Raw genomic sequence first — 20,890 nt, 5'->3', positions numbered from 1 at the left:
CCAGCCCCAGCCCCAGCCCCAGAAGGAGTTGATCATGTCCCTGCCCCGTCTTCCCCTCGTGTTCGAAGCCACGTACCGCGGTGACCGTTACGTCGGCTTCGACCGGCCCGAGCCCGACGCACGGCAGACCCTGTACCGGGTGGCCGACGGGCAGCTCGCCGCTGCCTTCATCTCCACCGACGGCTCGGACTCCGCCGTGCGGGCTTCCGTCACGCGGACCACCGAGACGATCACCGTCACCGTCGGCGACCCGGAGCTGCGCCCGCTGCCGCCGCTGCTGCCGCTGCTGCCGACGGCCACGGGCCATGCGCTGCTGAGCGGTTTCATGGGCACGCACAAGAAGAAGTGGGGTGGCCGATCCGCTCCGGAGGGAGGGGAGTTCACGCCGCCCAAGTGGTTCTTCAAGGGGTTCGGCGACTGGGTTCGGCTGCCGGGCGAAACGCTGAACGTGCCCGCGCGTCCGGTGGCACTCATCGAGGAGCCTGAGGTCGCCCTCGTCTACGTCAACGATGCCCACGGTACGCCCCACTACGCGGGCTACACCTTCGGCAACGACCTGTGCGACATCGGCCTGCACCGCGAGGACCCCGGCTACAACCCGTACTGCAAACTGTGCGACACCTCCCTCACCCCCTGGCTGTTCCTGGGCGCGCCGCCACGCACGGTGACCGGACGGGTCACCATCGTGCGGGACGACTCGACGGCCTGGGAGGGCGGGTTCGAATGCGGCGCCGACGCCCTGTACCACCGGGTCCAGGACATGGTGGAGCACCTGTTCTCGTTCCCGGCGGTGCGGCGACCCGGTCTGGTCAACTACGTACTTCTGGGCGCCGACGAGGCCAGCTTCCACGACGGGTTCCGGATCGCGGACGGTGACCGCATCGCCATCGACGTGAAGAGCCATGGCGTCGCCTTCGAGAACCGTGTGCGGTACGTGTCCCCCACTCCCCTCGCCGCACCGGACGCTGCCGTCCCGACGCCGGACGCTGCCGTCCCGACGCCATGAACAGCTCATGAAGTCGGGCCCGTCCGCCTGTCCGGGCTCTCGCCCGCGTGTGCACGCTGTGAGGAGTCACACTCCGCGCCCCCGGCCGAACCTCCGCAGAAGGAGATCGCACTGTGCCCACCACCAGAAGAAAACAGGTGCACCTCGCCGCGCAGTTACCCGGTATCCACAACGTGACGGCCTGGTCCGACCCCCGGTCCGAGAGCCAGATCGCCATCGGCTCCTTCATCAGGCTCGCGCAGACCGCGGAGCGCGGCAAGTTCGACTTCTTCTTCCTCGCCGAGGGGCTGCGGCTGCGCGAACACAAGGGCCGGATCTACGACCTGGACGTGGTGGGACGTCCGGAGAACCTGACGGTGCTCAGCGCGCTGTCAGCCGTCACCACGCACCTCGGCCTCGCCGCCACGGTCAACGCCACCTTCAACGAGCCGTACGAGGTGGCACGCAGGCTCGCCACCCTCGACCACCTCAGCGGCGGGCGCTCCGCCTGGAACGTGGTGACCAGCTATGACGCCTTCACCGGCGAGAACTTCCGCCGCGGCGGCTTCCTCGACGAGGCCGACCGCTACACCCGCGCGGCCGAATTCCTCGGCCTCACACGCGAGTTGTGGGACAGCTGGGCCAGCGGCGACCTTCCCGCCGACGCGGAGCGGGACGAGTTCGTACGGCCCGGGGCGGGTCACTTCGCCCATCGAGGGCGGCACTTCGACGTCTCCGGCCGGTTCACCACGCCACGCGGTCCGCAGGGCCACCCGGTGATCATCCAGTCGGGTGAGTCCGACGCGGGCCGCGAGTTCGCCGCGTCCGACGCCGATGTCATCTTCAGCAAGTACAACCAGCTCGACGTGGCCCGCGCCTTCTACCGGGACGTGAAGCGGCGCCTGGCCACCTACGGCCGCACCCCGGACATGCTGAAGATCATGCCCACCGCCTCCGTCGTTGTCGCGGACACCGACGAGGAGGCAGCCGCGTACGCCGCCGAGATCACCCGTGCTCTGGTGAGCCCGCAGACCGCGATCGCCCATCTGGAGGCCGTCTGGGGGCGCGACCTGTCCGGGTACGACCCGGACGGGCCGCTGCCGGATGTCGAGCCCGCGGCCGACGCCCATTTCCTGAAGGGACATTCGGTCTTCCGCAAGGGCCGAGGTGAGACGGCGCGCCAATGGCGGAAGCTCGCCGAGGAGCGGAACTTGAGCATGCGCGAGCTGGTCATCGAGGTCAACGGCGGCCAGACCTTCATCGGCAGCCCGCGTACGGTCGCGGACGCCATCGACCACTTCGTACAGACCGACGGCGCCGACGGCTTTGTCCTCGTCCCCCATCTGACTCCCGGCGGCCTGGACGATCTGGTGGACCGGGTGGTGCCACTGCTGCAGGAGAAGGGCGTGTTCCGCAAGGAGTACACGGGGAAGCTGCTGCGGGACCACTTGGGCGTGCGCGCGCCCGAGTACACCGCGCGGCCCGTGGGCGATGAGAAGGAGACCCGGTGACCGGGAGCCCGTTGCACATCGCCATCGCTCTTGACGGCGCCGGCTGGCACCCGGCGGCCTGGCGGGCCGAAGACGCCCGGCCCCGTGAACTGTTCACAGCCGCGTACTGGGCCGGCCTGGTGGCCGAAGCCGAGCGGGGGCTCGTCGACTTCGTCACCCTGGAGGACAGCCTCGGTCTGCAATCCGCGGCCTTCCACCTGCCCGACGACCGTACCGACCAGGTCAGGGGCAGCCTGGACGCGGTGCTGCTCGCGGCCCACCTCGCGCCACTCACCACGCACATCGGCCTGGTCCCGACCACGAACGTCACACACACCGAGCCGTTCCACCTCGCCATCGGCATCGCCACGCTCGACCACGCCAGCAAGGGCCGCGCGGGCTGGCGCCCACAGATCTCCTCGCGCGCCGCCGACGCCTCCCACTTCGGCCGCCGCACGACACCTCAACTCACCGCCGACGACGTACGGGACTCGGAGCTGATCGCCAAGCGGCTGCGCCCCTTGTTCGCGGAGGGCGCCGAGGTGGTGGAGGTGGCTCGGAGGCTGTGGGACAGCTGGGAGGACGACGCGGAGATACGGGACGCGGCCACAGGCCGCTTCGTCGACCGCGACAAGCTGCACCACATCGACTTCGACGGCACGTACTTCAGCGTGAAGGGCCCCTCGATCACGCCGCGCCCACCACAAGGCCGGCCGCTCGTGGTGAGCCTCGCGCACGCCTCCACTCCGTACGAGTTCGCGGCGCACGCCTCCGACGTTGTCCACGTCACGCCGCACGATCGCGCGGGCACCGCGGCGATTCTCGGGCAGGTCGACGAGGCGGTGGAGCGTACGGGCAGGGACGTCCGGGACCGGCCTCTGCTGAAGTTCGCGGATCTCCTCGTGTTCCTGGACCAGGAGCCGGGTGCCGCCGCACGCCGAAAATCCCGCCTGGACGACCTGGCCGACGCCGAACTCGCCTCCGACGCGCAGATATTCGTCGGCACCCCCAGCGGCCTCGCCGACCTGCTGCTCGACTGGAGCACCGCCGGCCTCGACGGCTTCCGGCTGCGGCCTGGCACACTGCCGCACGATCTCACCGCCGTCACCCGCGGCCTTGTCCCCGAGCTACAACGACGCGGCGCGTTCCGTACGGCGTACGACGCCACGACCCTCCGCGGCCACCTCCACCTGCCGCGCCCCCACAGCCGTTATGCGCAGGGCGGTTGACGCAGACACCGCGACGATGCCCGCGCGAGTGCCACCGCACAGGGCCCCCACGACGGCCGCCCGACCACCGCGCCAGTCCGAACAGCCTGCGGAAGATCGACAGCAAGGGGCAAAAGACCAGGTCGTAGGCCCGCAGAACGAAATCACCACGACAGAAAATCCCAGATCCACACATCGCGACACATAGGCCACACCTGCCCGATCAGCCCGGATCCAAGGCCAATCAAAACAAGAAACCCCAGGTCAGAGCAGATCTGACCTGGGGTCTTCCGAGCCCCCTGTCGGATTCGAACCGACGACCTACGCATGACAAGACCGCCAGGGATCACGCCGCCGAATGCCGTCCGCTACCGCGGGGTGACGCAGTACCCGATCGAAGCACTTGCGGCAGATTGCCCCCTGCTACCAGGCGCCGCCCCATCCGAAAGCGTCCGACCACCGGGCAGTCCACCATGAAACGACATCATCTAGCTCGATGAAATGGTATCGTTTAGCAGGTCGCTGCAACTATCTGGGAGGTGCCATCGTGGCTCGTACCGTGATCGACCTCGACGAAGACATGGTCACCGAGGCCATGCGCATCTTCGGCACCAAGACCAAGGCCAAAGCCGTCCGCCTGGCCATGGAAGACGCCGTCAAACGGCACCTTCGACAGGAGGGCTTCGACGCCATGGACGCCGGCGAACTCGACTTCAGCGAGATCATCGAGAACACCGGCCCGCGCAACGCCGACGGAACCCTCAAGCACCGCGGCGGCCAGGCCGCCTGATGCAAGACCGCTACCTGATCGACAAGTCCGCCCTCGCTCGCTGGACGAAACCGCGGGTCCGAGAGGTGCTGAGACCACTCCACGAGCGCTACCTGCTCGCCGTCTGCCAACCCACCGAGTACGAGATGATCCACTCGGCACGGGACAGCGCGGAAGCGACGCGCATCAGCACCTGGCTACACGCCTTCGACTACCTGCGCACCAACGACGACAGTTTCACCCGCGCCCTGGAGGTCCAGCGGCACGCCCTCAACGCAGGCTTCCACAGGGCCCTGTCGCTCCCCGACCTCCTCATCGCCGCCACGGCCGAGCAGAATCGCGTCACCGTCCTCCACTACGACGGCGACTTCGACATGATCTCCTCCCTCACCGGCCAACCCGCCCAATGGGTCGCCCCACCCGGCAGCGCCGACCACTGACCACGCCGGCCCAGCCCACTGCCCGCCGAACTGTGCCCCGACGGCTGGAACCTGGCCAATAATCGAGCCTCCGGTTGCACCAGATGCAGGAGGTCACAGACGGTCGCCGTCTCTCTGGTCCTCAGCACCGCGCTGATGACGGAGCGGCTCCCCCGAGAAACCTCCGGCAGGGCTGACACGTGGTGAGCGGACCTTCGCGTACCCGTACAAGGACTGGAGAAAGCCGCGCGTCTGGTGTCTCGCCTTCTTCGCGGACCGTCGCACCCGCGATGAGCAGCGCAGGATCATCGGGGTAGGCAGCGTCTTCCCGGGCAGACGGTCGGGCACCTACGAATGCGCCCTGTTCGCCCGTGACTTCACCGCGCTCCGGATTCCGCTGCCGCTCGTCGACCTTGAGGACGACATGGGGGCCAGCCGACGGTTCCTCATGCGGTCCCGTCGATCTCCGGGTTAGTCGGGCAACACCTCCGCAGCAAGCACCGCAGGCGGATCGTCGGGATGCCACAACCCTCACTCCTGTGTGTACGACCAATTCAGCGGTCGATTGGGAGCCGGTCCGCACGGTGACTGCACCCTCGGCCACCACACGGCCACCGCGCCAGTCCGAACAGCCTGAGGAAGATCGACAGCAAGGGACAAAAGACCAGGCCGTAGGCCCGCAGGGCGGAATCACCACGACAGAAGGCCCCAGAGCTACGCATTGTGGCACATAGGCCACGCCTGTCCGATCAGCCCGGATCCAAGGCCAATCAAAACAAGAAACCCCAGGTCAGAGCAGATCCGACCTGGGGTCTTCCGAGCCCCCTGTCGGATTCGAACCGACGACCTACGCATGACAAGGGCCTGCAGGGTCCTGCCGGGGGTTCCGCCGTATACCGCTCCAGTCCGGAACAGCCTGCTCAGAAAGCCGCTGCTTGACGGCCAGTCCAGATCTGACCACGTCATCCCAACGCGTCCGCTCACGCATCGCTCACGCACAAGACCGGAGCTGCGCCACGCGGAGCCCATGAGGAAGCGCCTCATCGCGAACCTTCCGCGCAATGTTGCTGAAGCTCACCTGACTACGGTAGCCGGACCTCTCGACCTACGAACAGGAATTCGCCTCCTGACCAGCGCCAGTTGACCTACTCTCGGTACTCGGGAGGTTACGGATTGAGGGATGTGCTCCAGAGCGAGCTGACTGACAGAGTCCGGAATGATCGAGACCCGTGTACGTCCGACGATGGTCGGCTCAGCCAGGGTGCACCCCCGTCGATCGAGGCACCCCAAGCCCCAAATAACCTTGGAAATAGTCATCACAATGGATACACAATCCCGGATTGCATGACTTGGAATAATAAATGACCTACGATTGACCATACAGAGAGGCGGCTTCGAGATGGATTCCAAGCTCAGAGTTCGTATCCGGCGAACGCCCCCAGCCACGCTCGGCCCGATGTTCGCCGCCGCAAGAGCCCGAACAGGTCACCAGCCTGTCCGGCGACCCCTTATGCCTCCCCTGTCGACCACGGCGTGAACAGCATTGGGCTGACTACCAACTCGACATCCACGACCGCAGCACTGGGCTCAACCCCCAGGGTAGGGACGGGACGGACAGCCGGGTAGGTCCTCTCCGTCGGTGCCGGTGATTGGCGTAGGTGTCTGGAACTTGGACACCTGGCGGAGGTCGCTAGCCACCATGTTCTTGTCTGCCCCCGTAGCCGAGGCAATGGCGCGGACGCTGAGCCCGCTATCGCGCAGTGAGGCGACGACTTCGTGCCGCTGAGGCCCCCTACCCGACACCGCTTCCATCTCCTAGCTTGCCGAGATGGAATGGACAACGCTCTTGGCCACCGTTTTAGGAGCCGCAATTGCGATGGGGGCGACTCTCCTCGTCGAGGTTCGCAAGGAACGACGGGAGGCGATGGGCGAATGGAGGCGCAGCAAGCGCGAGCTGTACGGCGCGTACCTCGGCGCGCTCTCCGCAGCTCGCGGCCAACTACAACTGATCATGCTCGACCGCGCGCTGACCGGCACAGAGCGCGCCATCGCCGCACGGCAAGCCTTCGCCAGGTGCTACGAACTCCGCTACCAGCTAGAAGTCACCGCGCCCAGAACGGTCGTCGAGCCAGCGCTCTCCTACTTCCGAAGCATGCGCCGGTTGAGACGCGCCACAGAAGCAGGTGCGCGGGACGGTGACGAGGAGTGCGAGAGCGCCTTCCTCGAGGTGATGAGCGCTTTGGCAAAGGTGCGTGCTGCCATGCGGCTGGACATGGGTACTGATGCGCTTGCTGCCGATTGAGGCACGCGCTGCCGCGTAGGGGGCTACCCGCTGAATCAAACCAAGATCGCCCCTCACCTCGGCAACCTGTGACCCTGTCCTCTGCCGGGATCGTCCAGCGGTGTGCGTTGCCTTCCTCGTCGAAGTACACCAGGGTGCCGCCCTTCGCCTGCACGACTATCGGGTCGAAAGCGGTCACGTCCCATACGAACGAGCAGGGCTGGACCGGGCCAGCCGCGTTGAAGTCGGCCAGGACCACGTTGTACGACTTGCCATCCCCCGCGTCGATCGCCTGGCCCTCCAGCGCGATCCGCTGCCAGCCCCCGCTGCCGATCGGCGAGACCTCGCTTGCCGCAGCGCCAGTCGTCGGCCGCTGCTTGGCGGTTCAAATTCACCACGAAGACGTCCTTCGCGCGCTCGTCGCCGCCGTCCTGCTTCTCGTAAACCAGTCGTCGACAGTGAGCCCAAGCCGCTCGGGGCGCCTATCGAGACGATCGGAGATGGCGGGGCGGGCGTCATGGAGATGCGCCGACCACCCTGCGTGCAAGGGGTGACTGACTTGTGGCTTAGACGCAGCGAGCGCTGGAGCATGCAAGCAAACTGGGCCCCGTCCACGACATCGCGTCGTCCGAGGGATGAGGCGACCCCGGTGGTGTGGACACTCTGACAATGGATCTTGCAGATCCGAGGAAGGGTGTCCTGGTGGGACGGAAGTCTCCGTATCCGGCGGAGTTCAGGAACGATGCCGTCGCGCTGTATCGCGCGGCGGGTGGGAAGCGCACGTATGCGGCGGTGGCGGCGGATGTTGGGGTGACCGGCGAGACGCTGCGCAGTTGGGTACGCCAGGCCGATGAGCAGGCGGGCCGCGGCAACCGCGACGAGCCGGTCGCCGAGGGCAGGGATGAGGAACTGGCCCGGCTGCGGGCGGAGAACGGCCGGCTACGCGGGGCTGAGAAGGAGTGGGAACTCGAGCGGGAGATCCTGCGCCGGGCGGCCCAGTATTTCGCGAAGGAGATGAGGGCATGACCCTCCGCTGGGGCTTCATCTCCGACAACCGGGCCGGCTTCGGCGTGCAGCGGATATGCCGGGTGCTTCAGGTCTCGCGCTCGGGCTTCTACCGGTGGATCGCCGGCGCGAAGGCCCGCGAGGTGCGGCAGGCCGCCGATGATGCCCTGGCCGCAGAAATCCGCGAGATCCACACCGACCACGAGGGAACGTACGGAGTGCGGCGTGTCCATGCTGAGCTGCGGGGCTTCGGGGCACACGGTGAACCGCAAGCGCGTCGAGCGGCTCATGCGGGAGCATGGGCTGGAGGGCCTCCATCTGCGGCGCCGTAAACGCACCACGGTCCCGGACCGCTTCGCACCCCCTGCCCCGGACCTTGTCCAACGTGCCTTCTCCGCCAGGCAGCTGGACGAGAAGTGGTGCGGTGACATCACGTATGTGCAGGTCGGCGGGTCGTGGCTGTATCTCGCCTGCGTCCTGGACATCTGCTCACGCCGGGTGCTCGGCTACTCGATGGCCACCCATATGCGGGCCGAGCTGGTCATCGACGCCCTCAAGATGGCGGTGGCGGCCCGCGGCGGCCACGTGGACGGCGTGATCTTTCATGCCGACAGGGGCTCGCAATACACCGCTGCCGCGTTCGCACAGGTCTGCGACGATTTCGGGATCCGCAGGAGCATGGGCCGGGTCGGCTCGAGTTACGACAACGCCCTCGCCGAGTCGTTCTGGCAGGGGCTCAAGAGGGAGACGATGCACCAGAGGCTGTTCTCGACGATGCGTCAGGCGAGGCTGGAAATCTTCCAGTGGCTGACCTACCACAACGCTCGCAGACGCCACAGTGCCCTCAACTACCTCTCACCGGTGGAGTTCGAACAGCAACATTTACGAGCAGCTAAACTCTCAATCGCGGCATGAGCCCCTGTGTCCACACCCCGAGGGACGCCTCAGCCTGGGTCGACACCGGGCTCGTCTTCACCCAGGCAGACGGCTCCTGGCTGCACCCCGGCAAGGTCACCGACCTCTTCGAACGGCTCGTCGCCGCCTCCGGCCTCCCGCCGATCCGGCTGCACGACCTTCGCCACGGCGCCGCCACGCTCATGCTCGCCGCCGGCATCGACGTCAAGATCGTGTCGGACACCCTCGGGCACAGCGACACCCGGATCACGCGGGACATCTACCAGAGCGTCCTCCCCCACGTCGGCAGGACCGCCGCCGAGGCCACCGCGAAACTGGTCCCGCTCCAGCGCAAGACGGATGTCGAAGAAGCCGCGCGCAAGGCGGACAAGGCCCGGAAGAAGGCCAAGCGAGCCAAGAAGACCCGGGCACAGGGCAAGAACAAGGACCGCCGAAAGAAGCCCAAGGAGTAGGGCGGATCACCCCTCCGCTCACGCATCGCTCACACAAGCCATCCCACGGCACCCCGGCCGTGCGACCCGCCATGCTCTGAGCAGCAGAAAACCCCAGGTCACGGCCCATGCGACCTGGGGTTTTTCCGAGCCCCCTGTCGGATTCGAACCGACGACCTACGCATTACAAGTGCGTTGCTCTGGCCAGCTGAGCTAAGGAGGCGTGCCCGAGCAGTGTAACCGGCTCCGGACAGCGTCCCGTCAGGAATTTCGTGGCCGCAGGAGTACTGACAGATCTGTGAACGGGGGGGTAACGTCACCTCCAGTTCACCCAGGTGGACTAGACCCATCTTCCGCTTCCGTGCGGAAGACCCATTCCTTTACTCGGATCGTCCGGCACGTTCCTGCCGGTGAGGGGACACATCGCCATGGCAACTGTCTCGTTCGACAAGGCAACCCGCGTCTACCCGGGCTCCACGAAGCCCGCCGTGGACCAGCTTGAGCTCGATGTCGCGGACGGTGAGTTCCTCGTCCTCGTCGGCCCGTCCGGCTGCGGAAAGTCGACCTCCCTGCGCATGCTCGCGGGTCTCGAAGACGTCAATGGTGGCGCCATCCGGATCGGTGAGCGGGATGTCACGCATCTGCCGCCGAAGGACCGCGACATCGCGATGGTGTTCCAGAACTACGCGCTGTACCCGCACATGACCGTCGCCGACAACATGGGCTTCGCGCTCAAGATCGCCGGCGTGAACAAGGCGGACATCCGCAAGAAGGTCGAGGAGGCGGGGAAGATCCTCGACCTCACCGAGTACCTGGACCGCAAGCCGAAGGCGCTCTCCGGTGGTCAGCGGCAGCGTGTCGCGATGGGGCGCGCCATCGTGCGTGAGCCGCAGGTGTTCCTCATGGACGAGCCGCTGTCGAACCTCGACGCCAAGCTCCGTGTCTCCACCCGTACGCAGATCGCCTCGCTCCAGCGCCGCCTGGGCATCACCACGGTGTACGTGACCCACGACCAGGTCGAGGCCATGACCATGGGCGACCGGGTGGCCGTGCTCAAGGACGGGCTGCTCCAGCAGGTCGACTCGCCGCGCAACATGTACGACCGCCCGAAGAACCTGTTCGTCGCCGGCTTCATCGGCTCCCCCGCCATGAACCTGGTCGAGGTGCCGATCACCGACGGCGGTGTGAAGTTCGGCAACAGCGTCGTCCCGGTCTCCCGCGAGGCGCTCGCCGCCGCTTCGGAGAAGGGCGACAAGACCGTCACGGTCGGCGTACGCCCCGAGCACTTCGACGTCGTCGAGGAGGGCGGCACCGCCGGTGCGCTCTCCAAGGACGCGCCGGCCGGGCTCGCCGTGACCGTGAACGTCGTCGAGGAGCTGGGCGCCGACGGTTACGTCTACGGCACCGCCGAGCTGGACAAGGAGCAGAAGGAGATCGTGGTGCGCGTCAACGGCCGCGCCGTTCCCGACAAGGGCTCCACGCTGCACGTCGTGCCGCGCGCCGGTGAGACGCATGTCTTCTCCACCTCGACCGGCGAGCGTCTGACCGACTGACCCGACCGCCCGACCGCCGGACCGGCGAGCGCCTGACCGCGACCGACCCGGAGCCCGATGTCCGGTGTCCGGTGTCCGGTGTCCGTCATGGTCGCGCCGCTGACGCGCCCGTGGCGCGTTCAGGTCCGAATTCCACCGCACGGCCCCGCACTCCGGTGCGGGGCCGTGCGCGTGCGGGGACAAATACCCCGGCGCGCAGGCCATTTCGAACGGCGGCCGTCAACGCCCCATTCGAAAAGAAACATCGAACCCGTCCCTCGCGCGGGTGACTAAATGTCGCCAAATCATTACCGGCCGCTACGCTCGCCTGCGTGACCCACACAGCCCGCCGTATCGGCCGAACTCTCGCCTTCGTCCTGCCCGTCGTCCTGGTGCTCTCCGGGACCCTCGCGGTCGCCCGTGTTCCGTGGGCGACCAGCACCGCGGAGTCGAAGATCCTGACCGCCTCCTCGGACACCGCCTCGGTGCAGGCCAAGTCCCGCGCACCGCAGGACGTCCTGCGCGACAAGCTCCTCGTGGAGCTGCAGGAGAAGGACCCGGGGATCGCCCTGACCCACCTCCAGCGCGAGATCGAGGAACGCCCCTCGATCGCCAAGCACTGCATGTCGATCGCGCGGGCCCTGGGCCGCGCCGCCGTCGCCACGTACGGGCCGACGCGGGCGCAGTCCTTCTCCCGTCCCGTCTGCGACACCTCGTTCGCGTACGGCGTCTCCCAGCAGGCCATGGGGAGCTGACCGACGGTTGCCCCGGCGGGCCGGGTGCGCCCGCGCCGCGGCTCCCGGCCGCCGGCCCCGCGGCCGTCCCGCCTATCGTTCACGGCATGCATACGTTTCCGACGCAGGCCGTGGTCCTCGCGGGTGGCCAGGGGTCGCGGCTGCGCCCGTACACCGATGACCGTCCCAAGCCGATGGTCGAGATCCCCGGCACGGGGACCCCGATCATCGGCCATCAGCTCGCGTGGCTCGCCGCCGAGGGTGTGACGGACGCCGTCGTCTCGTGCGGTCATCTGGCCGAAGTCCTCCAGGAATGGCTGGAGTCGACGGACCTTCCGCTGCGTGTGACCACCGTGGTGGAGTCCGAGCCGCTGGGCCGCGGCGGGGGCCTCAAGCACGCCGCCACCGCGCTGCCGGATCCCGGCAAGCCCTGGTACGCCACGAACGGCGACATCTGGACGCGCTTCTCGCTGCGCGAGATGGCCGCCTTCCACTTCGAGCGCGACGCCACCGCGACGCTCGCCCTCGCCCGGCCGCGGATCCCCTGGGGCGCCGTCGAGACCGACGAGTTCGGCCATGTCCTCGACTTCATCGAGTCGCCGCCCTCGCCCTATCTGATCAACGCCGGGGTGTACGTCTTCTCCCCCGACTTCGTGGGGCTGCTGCCGGACCGCGGCGACCATGAGCGCACCACTTTCCCCCGGCTCGCGCGCGAGCGCCGCCTGGCGGGCTTCCCCCTGCCGCACGGGGCGTACTGGCGGGCCATCGACACCGCGAAGGACCTCACCGAGGCGGCCAAGGAACTGGCCGGTGGTGGGCCGCGCTGAGGCGCTCACGGAACTGGCCGGTGATGCGCCCCGCCGAGACGGCCACGGAACTGGCCGGTGATGCGCCCCACCGAGACGGCCACGGAACTGGCCGGTGATGCGCCCCGGAGCCCGGCTACCACGGGCGGCCCCCGGCCGCCAGGCTCCCGTACGCGCACGACGTGTGACGTACGACGTACGACGTGTGAGGGGCGGCCACCCCGTTCCGCCGGGTGGCCGCCCCTCACACGTGTCCGCGCCCCGCGCCGGGCTCTCAGCCCAGCAGACCGCCGAGCGGATTCCGGTTGCCTCCGCCGCCCGAGGACGATCCGCCGGTCGCGGAGCCCCCGTTGTCGACGGTGCCCCCGCCGCCGCCACCTGCGTCGCCCGTCCCGCCGCCGCCCGTGCTGCCGCCGCCACCGCCGCCCGTCGAGGACGGGCCCTGGCCGCCCGCTGCCGGCGGCGGGGCCTGCTCGGCCGTCTGCGGGGGCTGCTGGACCGTGCCCTGCGTCTGGCTGGGCTGCTGCTGTGTCTGGCCGGTGCTCGTGCCCGTACTGGCGCCCGTGCTCGCGCCGCCGCTCTCCGGGGACGAGGCGCCGCCCGGAGCCGACTGCTGCGCCGAGGGGCTGCCCGAGCGGGTCGCGGACGGCTCGGAGCGGGTACCCCCGGTGGGGCCCCCGCTCGCGGGCGAGCCGGAGGCGCTGCCGCTGCTGCCTGGACGCACGGGCAGCGGCATACCGGGCAGCTGGTTGACCGGGTCGATGCCAGGACCCGGCACCGTCACCATGTCCGAGGAGCGTACGGCGCCGCCCAAGACCGAGCCGATCAGCAGCGTCAGCCCGATGACGACGGACGCGACGATCGCGCCGCGCCGCAGCACCCGCCGCCGCAGGTCCCACAGCTCGGAGCGCGGCCCGAGCGTGCGCCACGCCTCGCCCGCGAGCCGCCCGTCCACCGAGTAGACCGGGGCACCCGCGATGATCAGCGGGGACCAGGCGGCGAGGTAGATGATGTCGGGCGCGTCGTACACCGGAACGGTTCGCCAGCTCACGGTGAGCAGCAGCGCCGCCGACAGCAGCGCGCCGAACGAGGCCGCGAGGCGCTGCCAGAGCCCGAAGACCGTCAGTACGCCGACGACGATCTGGAGGAACGCGACGCTCAGCCCGGCGCCGACCGGGTGCGAGAGCGCGAAGTCCCGCAGCGGCTCCGCCAGCGCCCACGGGTGCAGCGAGGTGAGCCACTTGACCATGGAGCCGCGCTCGCCGCCGTCGAAGTAGACGGGGTCGCAGAGCTTGCCCATGCCCGCGTAGATCGAGATGAAGCCGAGGAAGATCCGGAGCGGGAGCAGCACCACGCCGAGGTTCATCCGGCGGCCGGGGTAATAGGCGTGCCGTACGGAGTCGTTGCCGTGGCGCTGCGCCCTGGGCCGGTCCTCCGCGTCGATCTCGACGTCGTCGAGTTCGTCGAGTTCGTCGTCGTAACGGTCGTGCGCGGGCAGGTCGTCGTACGCGCCGACGGCCTTGCGCATCGGCGGCAGCAGCGGTGTGGCCGTGGTGCGCGGGCCGTCGGGGCCCGTGCCCTGTGCGCCGACGACGGGGGTCGGCCGGGTGTTCTCGCCGTCCGGGGCGGCCTGCGGGCCGGGCCTGCGACCGCCCTGCGGGCCGACCTGGGGAATGACCTGGGTGGAGCCGGTTTCGTATCCCCTTCCGGATACGTCGAGTGCGCCGGGCGCCCCGGACGGGGCGCGCAGCGCGCCGGCGGCCGGTACCAGGGCGGAGTTCCGTACGGCCTGGAGGAGCCCGGACGCTCCGGGGTCCCCCGGCGCGGACCTGCCGCTCCAGACGACGGGGGCCGAGCGGCGCGCGGGCCTGCCCGCGGCGGCGCCGCTCATGGCGGGGACGCGTGCGGGGGCCGCCGCGCCACGTACGGGGCTGAGGCGCTGGGGCGATGCGAGCTTCACCCGGAAGCTGGCGTGGTTCACGATGACCTGCGCGGGATCGCAGTCCACCTTGAGCATGCTCAGCGGGGGCTGATCGTCGAACCCGGGCCGGGGCGTTCTGGTGTCCACACTCATCTAACCGAGTGACTTGTCTTTAGGACACTGCCTTGACGCGGGCCGATGTCCGAGACCCGTCAAGATCGTCGGGCAGGGCCGTTCGGGGGAACCTCCGGAGCCCCCGCGGAGAGCCTCCGAGCCCCCGCGGAGAGCCTCCGAGCCCCTGCGCGCAGTCTCTGGGAAGCCAACCGGGGAGCCTGCGGAGCCCCAAGGGAAGCCTCCGGGAGCGTGGTCGGGCCCGTATGGCCCCGCGCCCCACCCGGCCCGACGACCCGTCCGGCCGGCCCGACGACCGTCCACCCGGCCCGACGACCCGTCCGCGTACCGCTCAGACGCGTCGGCGCGACGCCTCGTACAGCACCACGCCCGCCGCCACTCCGGCGTTCAGCGACTCCGCGCCGCCCGGCATCGGGATGCGCACCCGGTAGTCGCAGGTCTCCCCGACCAGCCGGGACAGGCCCTTGCCCTCGCTGCCGACGACGATCACGACCGGGCCGCCGAGCGCGGCCAGCTCGCCGACCTCGCTCTCGCCGTCCGCCGCGAGGCCGACCACGGTCACACCGGCCTTCTTGTACGCCTCCAGCGTCCGCGTGAGGTTCGTGCAGCGGGCGACCGGGGTACGGGCCGCCGCGCCCGCCGAGGACTTCCACGCGCCGGCCGTCATCCCGGCGGCACGCCGCTCCGGTACGACGACGCCGTGGCCGCCGAAGGCCGAGACGGAGCGCACGACAGCGCCGAGGTTGCGCGGGTCGGTGACGCCGTCCAGCGCGACGATCAGCGGGTCCTCGCCCTCGTCGAACGCGGCGGCGGCGAGGTCCTCGGGGTGCGCGTACTCGTACGCCGGGACCTGGAGGACGAGGCCCTGGTGGTTCAGGCCGTTCGTCATCCGGTCCAGCTCGGGCTTGGGGGCCTCCATCAGGTGGATGCCGCCGCGGTCGGCCGCGAGCTGGAGCGCCTCGCGCACGCGCTCGTCGTTGTCGATGAACTGCTGTACGTAGAGGGTCGAGGCGGGCACGCCGTCGCGCAGCGCCTCGAAGACGGGGTTGCGGCCGACGACCATCTCGCTGGTGCCCTTGCCGCCGCGCCGGGCGACCTGGCGCCGCGCGGTCTGCTTGGCCTTGGCGTTGGCGGCGCGGTTCTGGACATGGCCCTTGCGCGCGGCGGCGGGCGGCGTCGGGCCCTTGCCCTCCAGCCCGCGGCGTCGCTTGCCACCGCTGCCGACCTGCGCGCCCTTCTTGTTGGACGTGCGGCGGTTCCTGCGCTGGCTGTTCCCGGCCATGACCTACCTGTTTCGTTTGCTTCAGAAGTGCTTCAGAAGTGCGTCAGTCGTGCTCGGTCGTACTCAGTCGCGTGTGCGCGAGCCGTCGGTACACGCGTCGTACGGTCGTACGCGCGTACCCGACGTCACGTTTTACGTGTCAGCGTACGCAAGTGTGCCGCCCGGTCCACCGGGCGGCACATCATCGCAGCTCAGCGCGGGCCGAGCGTCCAGCGCGGGCCGGTCGGGCCGTCCTCGATGACCAGTCCGGTCTGCTGGAGCTGGTCCCTGATGGCGTCGGCGCTGGCCCAGTCCTTGCGGCCGCGCGCCGCCTCGCGCTGTTCGAGGACGAGCCGTACGAGGGTGTCGACCACCCCGTGCAGGTCGTCGCCGCGGTCGCTGTCGCCGGACCAGTGCGGGTCCAGCGGGTCGAGGCCGAGGACGCCGAGCATGGCCCGTACCTCGGCGAGGCGGGCGACGGCCGCTTCCTTGTCGTCGGCGGCGAGCGCGGAGTTGCCCTGGCGGACGGTGGTGTGGACGATCGCGAGCGCGTGCGGGACGCCCAGGTCGTCGTCCATCGCCTCGGCGAAGGCGGGCGGCACCTCGTCGGCCGGCTCGACCACGCCCCCGGCCTTCTCCACCACGCGCTGCACGAAGCCCTCGATCCGCGCGAACGCGGACTCGGCCTCGCGCAGGGCCTCGTCGCTGTACTCGATCATCGAGCGGTAGTGCGGGGTGCCCAGGTAGTAGCGCAGTACGACGGGACGCCACTGCTTGACCATCTCGGAGACCAGCACCGAGTTGCCCAGCGACTTGGACATCTTCTCGCCGCTCATGGTGACCCAGGCGTTGTGCACCCAGTACCGCGCGAAGGCGTCGCCGTACGCCTTGGCCTGCGCGATCTCGTTCTCGTGGTGCGGGAAGATCAGGTCGAGGCCGCCGCCGTGGATGTCGAAGGCGGAGCCCAGGTACTTGTGGGCCATCGCCGAGCACTCCAGGTGCCAGCCGGGCCGGCCGCGCCCCCAGGGCGTCTCCCACGACGGCTCGCCGGGCTTGGCGGCCTTCCACATCGCGAAGTCGCGCGGATCGCGCTTGCCGGTCTCGCCCTCGCCGGAGGGCTGGCGCAGCTCGTCCAGGTTCTGGTTGGACAGTTGCAGGTAGCCGGGGAACGAGCGGACGTCGAAGTAGACGTTGCCGTCGGCCGCGTAGGCGTGACCGCGCTCGATCAGAACGCGCATCATCTCGATCATCTCGGGGATGTGGCCCGTGGCGCGCGGCTCGTAGGTGGGAGGCAGGCAGCCCAGCACGTCGTAGCCGGAGTTGAAGGCCCGCTCGTTCTCGTAGCCGATCGACCACCAGGGGCGGCCCTGGTCGGCGGACTTCGCGATGATCTTGTCGTCGATGTCCGTGACGTTGCGGATGAACGTCACGTCGTAGCCGCGGTAGGCGAACCAGCGGCGCATGATGTCGAAGTTCAGTCCCGACCTGATGTGCCCGATGTGCGGGGCGGCCTGCACGGTGGCGCCACACAGGTAGATCGAGACACAGCCCGGGATCAGCGGGGTGAAGTCACGGATCTGCCGGGCGCCGGTGTCGTACAGCCGAATAGTCACGGAACCAGGGTAGTGCGCTTTGGGCAGTGCCCCGGGCTTCTTTGGCACGCTTCCCGCCGCGCGGACACCGAAGCGTGACCTGAGCACCCGGCCGACGTACCCGGCCGCACCCGGCCGACGCACCCGACCGCACCCGACCGCCCCGGCCTCACCGGGCGACCGGCGCGGTGCGGGTCGGCCGGTGAGGCGGGTGCGCGGGGGGCCGGGGCCGGGTGCGCGGGTCCGGGCGTCAGATGCGGCCGACGACCTTGCGGGCGGAGATCCGGACGACCACGCGCTCGGCGTCGTCACCGGAGGCCGGGTTGAAGTCCGCGTAGTCCTTGCCCGTGTACTTGCGGGACAGCTCGTCGATCAGCTCCCGGCCGCCCTCGGTGGTGAGGGTCGCCGTGCCGCGGATCTCCGCGTACAGGTACGGGTTGTCGGCGGGCTGCACCACGACGGTGACCCGGGGGTCGCGGCGCAGGTTCTTCTCCTTGCGACGGTCGACCGTGGTGGAGATCAGCACATCGTCCCCGTCCCGCTTCACCCACACGGGTGATACCTGGGGGCTTCCGTCGGGCTGGATGGTGGCGATGCTGACGAAGACGGGCTGGTCGAGCACGTTCTTGAGTGCGTCGGAGAGAGCGACTGTCATGAGGGTGCCTTTCTGATGCCTGGCCCGGCGGGGGCGGCCGAGCCGGTGGATCACTGCCGTGGATACGGGCCGTGGGCGCTACCGCACGATGGTCTCTCAACCGGACTGCCCCCGCCGGTATTTCGCGCCGGTCGGCCGCCGGGGCGCGCGCCCCGCGCCCCGCGCCCCGGCGGAGCATGGGGCAGCGGTACGGGGCGGCGGTACGGGGACGGCTCAGCCGGTCCGTACCACCAGCGCCGTGGCCGTCGCCGCCAGACCCTCGCCGCGCCCCGTGAAGCCGAGCCCGTCGGAGGTGGCGGCGGAGACGGCGACGGGCGCGCCGACCGCCTCGGAGAGCACCTTCTGCGCCTCTTCCCTGCGCTTGCCGATCTTGGGCCGCACGCCGACGACCTGGACGGCGACATTGCCGATCGTGAAGCCCGCCTCCCGTACGATCCGCGCCGCCTCCGTAAGGAGGGTGATGCCGGAGGCTCCGGACCACTGGGGGCGGCCGGTGCCGAAGTGGGCGCCGAGGTCGCCGAGCCCGGCGGCGGAGAACAGCGCGTTGCAGGCCGCGTGCGCGACCACGTCCGCGTCGGAGTGCCCGGCCAGGCCGGACCCCTCGCCCTCCCAGAGCAGCCCCGCGCACCACAGCTCGCGGCCCTCCTCGAAGGCGTGGATGTCGGTACCGATCCCGACCTGCGGCAGCACCACGGGCGGGGCAGGCACGGGCGGGTTCGGTACGGACGGGGCAGGTACCGGCGGGGCAGGTACCGGCGCGGTCACGGGCGGGGTGGGGTCAGAAGCCATCGTTGGCCCTCCTTCGGGCGAGCACTGCCTCGGCCAGCACCAGATCCAGCGGCCTGGTCACCTTGAACGCCTCCTCGTGGCCCGGCACGATCACGACGGGCGCGCCGAGCCGCTCGACCATTCCGGCGCAGTCCGTGGCGCCCTCGCCCACGCCGGGCATCGTACGGTGCGCGCGCTGGAGCGTCGCGCGGTCGAACCCCTGCGGGGTCTGTACGGCGCGCAGCAGCGCCCGCTCGGGGGTCGCGACGACCGGCTCGGGCTCGCCCTTCTCGCGCGGCTCGACCTGTTTGACGGTGTCGGCGAGCGGCAGCGCGGGCACGACCGCCGGGGCTCCCTCGTGTACGGCTTCGACGACGGCGTCCACGGTCTCGACGGGGACGAGCGGGCGGGCCGCGTCGTGGACGAGGACGGCCGTGATGTCGTCGGGCAGCGCCTCGACGCCGAGCCGTACGGACTCCTGGCGGGTCTCGCCGCCCGGGACGACGAGGTAGTCGGTGCGCTCGGGCAGCGCGTGGTCGTCCAGGAGGTTCTTCACCCCGGGCGCGCCGTCGGGCGGGGCGACCACGACGACCAGCGAGACGGCGCGCGAGGCCGCCATGGCACGGACCGCGTGGATCAGCATCGGGGTGCCGCCCAGGGCGCGGAGGGCTTTGGGAGCGCCTGGACCGAGCCGTACGCCCCTGCCCGCGGCGGGGATCACCGCGGCGGTGCGGTGGGGGCTGGCTTCCTCTGACATCGCTTTGTACTCCGGCAGGTTTGTTTCCTCGGCCGACGTGGGTATGGCCTCAGCGTGCCGGGCGCGACGCCTTGACCGGACCCTTCCGTGATGGTCGAGGGCGGGGTGTGGGCATACGGACATGCCGCAGCGCCCGGCGACGCAGCTTTTTCCTGGAGCTGGTCAGCGGGCACCGCGGCATTCACTGCTGCACTGCGCTTTGCTGCTGCACTGCGACATACACGCTGCTGGAGGGGCAGCGGTCATGATTCAGGACGCGAGAACCTCGTCGAGCAGAGCCTCGGCCTTGTCTTCATTCGTGTTCTCCGCGAGAGCCAGCTCGCTGACGAGAATCTGCCGCGCCTTGGCGAGCATGCGCTTCTCACCTGCGGAGAGTCCGCGCTCGCGCTCGCGGCGCCAGAGGTCACGCACCACTTCAGCGACCTTGATGACGTCGCCGGAGGCGAGCTTCTCGAGATTTGCCTTGTAGCGACGGGACCAGTTCGTCGGCTCTTCGGCGTACGGCGCCCTGAGCACCTCGAAGACCCGGTCGAGTCCGTCCTGACCAACCACGTCGCGCACGCCGACGAACTCCGCATTGTCCGCCGGTACACGCACCGTCAAGTCGCCCTGGGCGACCTTGAGCACCAAGTAGGTCTTGTCCACGCCTTTGATCTGGCGAGTTTCGATGGCCTCGATCAGCGCGGCCCCGTGATGGGGATAGACCACGGTGTCGCCAACCTTGAACGTCATGTGACAGGTACCCCTTCCGTGGCTATCCAGGATAACACGAGAATGACCGCTTCTGAATGGCGTTTTCGCAGGTCAGGCCGCATCTCGGGGCTTGACAACAGAGCCGGGAACGTGCTGCGAACGGCATCCGGAACGAGGTATTCGCAGGTCGGAGCCGCTGCGCGGGGGCACGGAAACGCGCGCGCCACAGGGCGCGAGAACCCCTCCAGAGAGGGTTAACGTCCCGATTTGCCGGTTTCTGAGCCTCGAAGATCCCGTACTCCGTTCGGATGTCGATCGCCTGTACGAACAGAAGGGTGGCGGAAGTACGGCAGAAGTGGGAGGGATTCCGAATTTGATCACCGCTGTACGCGCCACGGTATTCGTAAGGAATCCACGACGTCCGCCGGAATTGATCACGGGCTTTATGTAACCGGCTTGTGAAACGGAGGTGGACCGCGGGCGGACACCGCGAGCGGACAGGACCGGCGCGGGACCCGCGCCGGTCCTGTCCGCTC

The 20,890-nt window shown here is 69.4% G+C and carries 16 protein-coding genes, 1 tRNA gene and 2 pseudogenes; 11 read left to right on the top strand and 8 right to left on the bottom strand.

The window, feature by feature from the left end; translation table 11 throughout:
- Nucleotides 1-34: 34 nt before the first annotated feature.
- From DVH02_RS10340 to DVH02_RS10305, 8 genes and pseudogenes are all read left to right on the top strand, one after another.
- Complete coding sequence (locus DVH02_RS10340) at nucleotides 35-1,006, top strand: fumarylacetoacetate (FAA) hydrolase (protein WP_114623477.1); 972 nt, start codon at nucleotides 35-37, stop codon at nucleotides 1,004-1,006.
- 113 nt (nucleotides 1,007-1,119) lie between these two features.
- The gene (locus DVH02_RS10335; RefSeq protein WP_114623476.1) at nucleotides 1,120-2,496 is read left to right on the top strand and encodes an NtaA/DmoA family FMN-dependent monooxygenase; all 1,377 of its coding nucleotides are present in this window, start codon (nucleotides 1,120-1,122) and stop codon (nucleotides 2,494-2,496) included.
- Nucleotides 2,493-3,704 carry an LLM class flavin-dependent oxidoreductase gene (locus DVH02_RS10330; RefSeq protein WP_114623475.1) on the top strand — a complete coding sequence of 404 codons (1,212 nt, stop codon included), beginning with the start codon at nucleotides 2,493-2,495 and terminating at the stop codon, nucleotides 3,702-3,704. The genes DVH02_RS10335 and DVH02_RS10330 overlap by 4 nt, the downstream gene beginning before the upstream one ends.
- A gap of 526 nt (nucleotides 3,705-4,230) precedes the next feature.
- Entirely contained in the window at nucleotides 4,231-4,473 is a 243-nt protein-coding gene (locus DVH02_RS10325) for a type II toxin-antitoxin system VapB family antitoxin (protein ID WP_114623474.1), read from the top strand.
- Entirely contained in the window at nucleotides 4,473-4,892 is a 420-nt protein-coding gene (locus tag DVH02_RS10320) for a PIN domain nuclease (protein ID WP_114623473.1), read from the top strand. The genes DVH02_RS10325 and DVH02_RS10320 overlap by 1 nt, the downstream gene beginning before the upstream one ends.
- 1,807 nt (nucleotides 4,893-6,699) lie before the next feature.
- Nucleotides 6,700-7,173: a hypothetical protein gene (locus DVH02_RS10315; protein WP_147286029.1), complete on the top strand. Its 474-nt coding sequence runs from the start codon at nucleotides 6,700-6,702 to the stop codon at nucleotides 7,171-7,173.
- Between the two features lie 681 nt (nucleotides 7,174-7,854).
- Nucleotides 7,855-9,072: pseudogene (locus DVH02_RS10310) on the top strand (IS3 family transposase).
- A gap of 29 nt (nucleotides 9,073-9,101) precedes the next feature.
- Nucleotides 9,102-9,524: pseudogene (locus DVH02_RS10305) on the top strand (tyrosine-type recombinase/integrase); the annotation flags it as partial.
- A gap of 128 nt (nucleotides 9,525-9,652) precedes the next feature.
- Here the strand turns inward: DVH02_RS10305 and DVH02_RS10300 are convergent.
- Nucleotides 9,653-9,726 (bottom strand) — tRNA-Thr (locus DVH02_RS10300).
- Nucleotides 9,727-9,931: 205 nt separating this feature from the next.
- Here DVH02_RS10300 and DVH02_RS10295 point away from each other — a divergent pair.
- The 3 genes from DVH02_RS10295 to DVH02_RS10285 all read left to right on the top strand — a co-directional run bounded on the left by DVH02_RS10295 (nucleotide 9,932) and on the right by DVH02_RS10285 (nucleotide 12,596).
- The gene (locus DVH02_RS10295; RefSeq protein ID WP_114623470.1) at nucleotides 9,932-11,056 is read left to right on the top strand and encodes an ABC transporter ATP-binding protein; all 1,125 of its coding nucleotides are present in this window, start codon (nucleotides 9,932-9,934) and stop codon (nucleotides 11,054-11,056) included.
- Between the two features lie 311 nt (nucleotides 11,057-11,367).
- Entirely contained in the window at nucleotides 11,368-11,790 is a 423-nt protein-coding gene (locus DVH02_RS10290; RefSeq protein WP_114623469.1) for a hypothetical protein, read from the top strand.
- Between the two features lie 86 nt (nucleotides 11,791-11,876).
- A complete protein-coding gene (locus tag DVH02_RS10285; RefSeq protein ID WP_114623468.1) occupies nucleotides 11,877-12,596 on the top strand; it encodes a nucleotidyltransferase family protein in 720 nt (239 codons plus the stop codon).
- Between the two features lie 253 nt (nucleotides 12,597-12,849).
- Here DVH02_RS10285 and DVH02_RS10280 read toward each other — a convergent pair whose 3' ends face one another.
- The 7 genes from DVH02_RS10280 to DVH02_RS10250 all read right to left on the bottom strand — a co-directional run bounded on the left by DVH02_RS10280 (nucleotide 12,850) and on the right by DVH02_RS10250 (nucleotide 20,393).
- Nucleotides 12,850-14,649, bottom strand: coding sequence for a DoxX family protein (locus tag DVH02_RS10280; RefSeq protein ID WP_114623467.1), 1,800 nt, complete (start codon nucleotides 14,647-14,649; stop codon nucleotides 12,850-12,852).
- Nucleotides 14,650-14,959: 310 nt separating this feature from the next.
- Nucleotides 14,960-15,910 (bottom strand): 23S rRNA (guanosine(2251)-2'-O)-methyltransferase RlmB, encoded by a 951-nt coding sequence (gene rlmB / locus DVH02_RS10275; RefSeq protein WP_114623466.1) that lies wholly within the window; start codon nucleotides 15,908-15,910, stop codon nucleotides 14,960-14,962.
- Nucleotides 15,911-16,101: 191 nt separating this feature from the next.
- Nucleotides 16,102-17,502, bottom strand: coding sequence for a cysteine--tRNA ligase (gene cysS / locus DVH02_RS10270; protein ID WP_114623465.1), 1,401 nt, complete (start codon nucleotides 17,500-17,502; stop codon nucleotides 16,102-16,104).
- Between the two features lie 229 nt (nucleotides 17,503-17,731).
- Nucleotides 17,732-18,136, bottom strand: a complete 405-nt coding sequence (locus DVH02_RS10265; RefSeq protein ID WP_114623464.1) for a PPOX class F420-dependent oxidoreductase — start codon at nucleotides 18,134-18,136, stop codon at nucleotides 17,732-17,734.
- Nucleotides 18,137-18,349: 213 nt separating this feature from the next.
- Nucleotides 18,350-18,925, bottom strand: a complete 576-nt coding sequence (gene ispF, locus DVH02_RS10260; RefSeq protein WP_407697608.1) for a 2-C-methyl-D-erythritol 2,4-cyclodiphosphate synthase — start codon at nucleotides 18,923-18,925, stop codon at nucleotides 18,350-18,352.
- On the bottom strand, nucleotides 18,915-19,661 hold the full coding sequence (gene ispD / locus DVH02_RS10255) for a 2-C-methyl-D-erythritol 4-phosphate cytidylyltransferase (RefSeq protein WP_114623462.1): 747 nt from the start codon (nucleotides 19,659-19,661) through the stop codon (nucleotides 18,915-18,917). The genes ispF and ispD overlap by 11 nt, the downstream gene beginning before the upstream one ends.
- 249 nt (nucleotides 19,662-19,910) lie before the next feature.
- Nucleotides 19,911-20,393, bottom strand: a complete 483-nt coding sequence (locus DVH02_RS10250; RefSeq protein ID WP_003953493.1) for a CarD family transcriptional regulator — start codon at nucleotides 20,391-20,393, stop codon at nucleotides 19,911-19,913.
- Nucleotides 20,394-20,890: the final 497 nt, after the last annotated feature.

Origin of the sequence: Streptomyces corynorhini (assembly GCF_003346515.1) — a bacterium.
GTDB lineage: Bacteria > Actinomycetota > Actinomycetes > Streptomycetales > Streptomycetaceae > Streptomyces > Streptomyces corynorhini.
This window is presented reverse-complemented; position numbering and strand designations above follow the sequence as displayed.